The 5,860-nt window shown below is 34.2% G+C and carries 5 protein-coding genes; all 5 read left to right on the top strand.

Annotated features, from left to right (window positions below):
• The coding region (locus F6K13_RS15080) for a hypothetical protein (RefSeq protein WP_287287765.1) at positions 1-190 on the top strand (190 nt) is incomplete at its 5' end.
• A gap of 401 nt (positions 191-591) precedes the next feature.
• Positions 592-2,547, top strand: coding sequence for a hypothetical protein (locus tag F6K13_RS15075; RefSeq protein WP_124154870.1), 1,956 nt, complete (start codon positions 592-594; stop codon positions 2,545-2,547).
• 186 nt (positions 2,548-2,733) lie between these two features.
• Positions 2,734-3,594 carry a bifunctional 2-polyprenyl-6-hydroxyphenol methylase/3-demethylubiquinol 3-O-methyltransferase UbiG gene (locus tag F6K13_RS15070; RefSeq protein WP_124146461.1) on the top strand — a complete coding sequence of 287 codons (861 nt, stop codon included), beginning with the start codon at positions 2,734-2,736 and terminating at the stop codon, positions 3,592-3,594.
• A gap of 481 nt (positions 3,595-4,075) precedes the next feature.
• Complete coding sequence (gene rfbC / locus F6K13_RS15065; RefSeq protein WP_124154871.1) at positions 4,076-4,624, top strand: dTDP-4-dehydrorhamnose 3,5-epimerase; 549 nt, start codon at positions 4,076-4,078, stop codon at positions 4,622-4,624.
• A 568-nt stretch (positions 4,625-5,192) separates the two neighbouring features.
• Positions 5,193-5,860 (top strand): dTDP-4-dehydrorhamnose reductase (gene rfbD, locus F6K13_RS15060; RefSeq protein WP_287287764.1); only part of this gene is annotated, 668 nt, incomplete at its 3' end.

Here is a 5,860-nt window from a genome sequence, read left to right as displayed (position 1 = left end):
TCGCAAGGGTCGCTACCGGACCTGCAGCGGTGTGCTGCTGGACCAGGACGATATCTCCCACCACGTCGCCAACACGCTCAACGGCCAATACAGCCTCGGCGGCCATCCGGACCGCGTCATGGTCGAGTATCGTGTCCGGTTCGACCCGTTAAGTTTAAATTCTTTCTTTCTTTTGACTCCTGACTACTGAATCTTATTCATCTCTATTGCTACATACGCAATAGGAATTTAGGCTCATTTCTCTTTTATTGCGGATATCGCAATAGGAGTTTTTACCGACAAAATCCAGAAGCCAACTTTTCGCAAATTCAAAATAGAAATTTTATTCATCTCTATTGCTACATACGCAATAGGAGCTTTTGCCTAGAAAATTCAGAGGCAAGCTTTTCGCAAATCAGAAATAAAAATTTTATTCATCTCTATTGCTGCATAGCTCTAAAGAAACAGGACTTTCAACTTCGCTTTAAGGTAATATTTCCAAAAAAAGCTATCTACCAATTTTCTAATAATGTTAAAAGTAGATTGTAGCTTGGGTTGAACGGTAGTGAAACCTAACATTAAACGAATAGAGAAAAGAGATACAGATGTGGTTTGTTTTATTGTATAAGTGTCAGTAGTTGGGTTGAGGAACGAAACCCAACCTACACCTATAATATTGCCGATCGCCACTTCCCAATAATGCGAAAAATATTTTCCCAAACCAAAATATTATTACTAACTCTCTATATTTTCCCAGTCTTATTACTCCTTTGGTTTCTCGGTAATTTTAGTGTCAACGTTCCCTACTGGGATCAATGGAGATTAACCCCTATCTTTGAGCGAGTTGCTGAAGGAAATGCCACATTTTTTGACTTTTTCACAGTACACGGACATCACAGAATATTAATACCAAAATTAATCATTACCGCCTTAGCATTTGCCACTAAATGGAACACTCAAGCCGAAATAATTTGTAGCGTAATTTTTGTCATCATGACATTTTTTGCTATTTGCAAAATAGCCGAAATTCAATTTCAGAATCAAAACAAAAATATCCTACATATAGCAAATATTTTAAGTTGTTTATTCTTATTTTCCTTAGTACAACATCAAAACTGGTTATGGGGATTTACCCTATTTTGGTTTCTGACAAACTTATGTCTAATAATGGCAGTATATTTTATTCACGCCTTAGATAATTTATCCGTAAAAACCAGAATATTTCTAGCAGCAATATTTTGTTTAATCGGAAGTTTTACATTAATACAAGGATTACTTTCTTGGCTGGTTTTAATTCCGTCAATATTATCTATAGAAGGCAAACTAAAACAAAAAATTAGTAGACTAAGTATCTGGATTTTGCTCTTTATACTTTCATCTCTTATCTACGCAATTAACTTTAATCCGATTCGAGAACCAAAACCATTTTTATTTACAGAACAACCATTTCTGATTGTAAATTACTTTTTAGCAGTTTTAGGTTTACCTTTAGTTAGACTTCCTATCCCGGCAATTTTAACAGGATTAATATTATTCTCTGGTTTCTTATTTTTCACATATTACTTTCTCAATAAAATTTTGTTGAAAAAAGAAAGTCAAGAATTAGGAATAAAAAGTTCTCTACCCGAAGCAATGAATTGGAAATTCAGAGGAAATAGAATTTCTGTTCCAGAATCTTTAGAAACTTTGGATGCACCTTTATTAACAAATTTAGATTTTTCTCTAAAGAAAACCATTCCTTGGTTAACAATAGGTACATTTTCTCTAATTTCTGCTCTATCTATTTCTGTAGGTAGAGCAGAATATGGAATCGAAAATGCAATGATTTCTTCCCGATATACAACCACATCAATATTATTAATTATCTCTCTAATATATCTCCTAGCTTTGTTTGTACAGGAGCAACAAAAATATTTATCAATATATAAAATTTTAGCTGTCGCAATGACAGGAATTATGACGATCAACTCGGTGTATGTTGTGAGGAATGTAAAATTAAGTTTTCCCTACATAGAAAGTCGGAAAGAATGTCTAGAAATAATTAACTATTTAGCAGATTCAGAATTTATCAGAGAATCTCCAGATAGTTGTTTAGTATTAATGAATGGTAAAACTTGGTTAGTCAGACAAGGTGCAGAAATTATGGAAAAATTAGGATGGCGAGAATTTCCTCAAAATCTGGAATTTATCAAACAACCAAAACAAAATTATGGTTATTTAGATAATCCTCAAACAACTGCAAAACCTCTAATTATTCAAGGTGACGAAACTTTAAATTTAGGAGGTTGGGCAATTAGACCAGATAGAAAAAAACAACCTAACTTAGTATTACTTTCTTCTGGTGAGAATCAAGGTTTTTTTGCCAACGCCATTGTCAACTTAGAGAGTAATGATATTGCTAAAATTATGAAGTCAAAACTTTATAGTAAAGTGAGATGGAAAGTAACATTTTCAGCTAAATCTTTACCCATGGGAGAAAATATAATTAAAGCTTGGGTTTATAACTCTGACAAACAAGAATTTGTCAAATTAAATGATGAAGTAAAAGTTAGGGTAGAAGAGAGTTGAAAAGATAACAATAACCTCTAAAATAGCCATGAAATAAATTTCATGGTTCATAGCTGAAGTCCCTTAAAAGGGACTGAAAATATGGAGTACTCTGCAGAGGACTTTAGCTGTGAGCCAGGGATTTTAATCCCTGGCAATATATTTATCTAGATGTAATTTTAACAGAAGTAATTTTCATCAAATATTATGCAAAAAAATCATTGTCCCTTATGTCATACAGATAAATTTAACTACTACAAAGCAGGGGATGATTATCTATTAGCAAAATGCTCTGAATGTGGTATGGTATGGGATAATAATCCACCAGTAAATCCTACTGCAATTTATCAGGAAGATTATTATAATAACGATTTTCCTAAAGGAGGATATTCTAATTATTTCCAAGGGATGAAAATTAATAGCCAGACTTTTCGCAAACGTTTATTAAAGGCTGAAACAAAACTTTCTGGTCAAGGCTTATTATTAGATGTGGGTTGTGCTTTAGGTGATTGTTTGGAGCAAGCAAAAGATTTAGGATGGGATAATCCTCAAGGTTTAGAAGTATCAAAATATGCAGTAAAGTTTGCTAAAAATAGGGGTTTATCTGTATATCAAGGTGATTTGTTTAATCATAATTTTGAACCTAATTCTTTTGATTTGATTATGTTGCAAGATATGATTGAACATACAACAGACCCTATTGCTCAACTAACAGGAGCTTATCAACTTTTGAAACCGGGAGGATGGATTTTTATTACTACTCCTAATTTGGGAGGGTTTTGGCATAAATTATTAGGATCTTTATGGTATCACTATAAACCAGCTGAACACTTGACTTATTTCTCCCTTGATACGATAAAATTAGCTTTGGAAAAAAGTGGATTTTCTGATGTAGAATCAAAGCCAACCAATAATTCTATGAGTGTGGAATATATATTTGATCGACTCAAATATTATCAGCCAACTTTATTCTCCTTTTTACTGAGAATTGCTCGAACGCTAAATTTCCATAAATTAGTTTTTTCTCTGTGGATAGGAGAATTAGAAGCTTGGGGAAAGAAAAAGTAGGGGAAAGAAAAAGCAAGGGAGTGAGGGAGTAGGGGAGTAGGGGAGTAGGTAGGGACGTTGCATGCAACTTCCGTATAGAGAGGGAACCCACCCTTAACCCCTCCCAGGAGGGGAAATAAACATCAGAATAATTAACAATAACTGGGGTGGTAATTATCAAAAAAGTTATTCAGTCTGTGTTAATTACTTAATAATTGAAATGTCGCCTAAGTTAAGCATTCTTTTTTCACGGTTGGTATCAGGGAAAAAAAGGTTGACAAAACAGACAAGATAAAGTTATATATCTATGGAATTTTTAATTGTGAATATAACAGAAGGAAGAATGTTTTAGTTATCTAGGATAGAAGGAAAAATCTGGCGTTGTCTGAGTTTTAAGCTTTTGATATGTCCTAACTGCTTAGGCGGTTGCTATATATTAACTCTAAAACATAAAACCTAAAACCTAAAACCTACTACCTATAAATAAATTGAGGTCATATAAATGAATGTAATTCAAACAGAAATCCCAGAAGTATTGCTGATAGAGCCAAAAGTTTTTGGAGACGAACGTGGCTTTTTTATGGAAAGTTTTAATCAACGTAATTTTTCAGAAAAAACAGGAGTAAATTTGGAATTTGTGCAAGATAATCACTCTCGTTCTAGCAAAGGAGTATTGCGAGGTTTGCATTATCAAATTCAACAAGCTCAAGGTAAATTATTACGAACAGTTGTGGGAGAAATATTCGATGTTGCTGTAGATATTCGGAAAAATTCTCCTAATTTTGGTAAGTGGGTAGGTTATCTTTTAAGTGCAGAAAATAAACGACAACTTTGGGTGCCCCCTGGTTTTGCTCATGGTTTTTTAGTAGTGTCTGAAACTGCTGATGTTTTGTATAAAACTACTGATTATTATGCACCTGAATATGAGCGTTCAATTATTTGGAACGATCCAGAGATTGGAATTGATTGGCCTTTAGATGGAATTGAGGTTAAATTATCTAAAAAAGATGAAGCTGGTACAACTTTAAAAGATGCTGATTTGTTTGTATAAGAGGAGTCAGGAATCAGGAGTCAGGAGTCAGAATATTTTTGGAAAAGTTAGTTGCTAGAATGATTTTGCTTGGAGTTGAACTTTTTCACCTAACTTGATACTAAGGCGGAATGAAAATCGGCAAATTCTCAAACACTAAAATTCTCAAAACTCCGGATTAAAAAATCAGAATATTTGGGGAAACTTGCTAGCTAAAGTTATTGTTCAGAGAGGCTGAAATTTTGTCTATACTACTTACTCAAAGACAAAATGAAAATCGGCAAATTCTCAAAACTCCGGATTAAAAAATCAGAATATTTGGGGAAACTTTCTAGCTAAAGTTATTGTTCAGAGAGGCGGAACTTTACCGAACTACTTACTCAAAGACAAAATGAAAATTGGCAAATTCTCAAACTTAAAATTCTCAAAACTATGGATTGAAAAATTAGAATATTTGGGGAAACTTTCTAGCTGAAGTTATTGTTCAGAGAGGCGGAACTTTACCGAACTACTTACTCAAAGACAAAATGAAAATCAGCAAATTCTCAAACTTAAAATTCTCAAAACTCAGAATCATCAAAAATCACAAATGAAAATCTTATTAACAGGTATTAACGGACAACTAGGAAGTCAACTACAACCCCTTGTCACAAAAATAGGAGAAGTAACGGCAGTAGGACGAGAAAACTTAGACTTAGCAGACTCCAATGCTATCTCCCAGCTTATAGACCAAGTTAAACCAGAAATAATTATCAACGCCGCAGCTTATACAGCAGTTGACAAATCTGAAAATGAACCAGAATTAGCTCATGCTGTGAATAGTATTGCTCCTGGAATTATGGCAAAAGAGGCTAAAAAATTAGGAGCTACCTTAATCCACATTTCCACTGACTATGTTTTTGATGGTAGTCAAAGCACCCCTTACATAGAAACCGACCCGACACACCCCCTCGGAACTTATGGTAAATCTAAATTAGCTGGGGAAGAAGCAATTCGAGAAACAGAAGCTAATCATATTATTATTAGAACAGCTTGGGTTTATGGAACTTATGGAAAAGGTAACTTTGTCAAAACCATGTTGCGGGTAGGTAAAGATAGGGAAGAATTAAGAGTTGTCTACGATCAGGTCGGTTGTCCAACTTGGACGGGAGACTTAGCAGAGGCGATCGCTAAAATTATTCCGCACCTCAATTCGGAAACCTATGGAACTTATCACTATACAAATAGTGGAGCGATTAGTTGGTACGATTTTGCCAT

Source organism: Okeania sp. SIO2B9 (assembly GCF_010672505.1).
In the GTDB taxonomy this organism is placed as follows: Bacteria; Cyanobacteriota; Cyanobacteriia; order Cyanobacteriales; family Microcoleaceae; genus Okeania; species Okeania hirsuta.
Note: the sequence above shows the minus strand (reverse complement) of the source record. Positions and strands in the feature narration are given on the sequence as shown.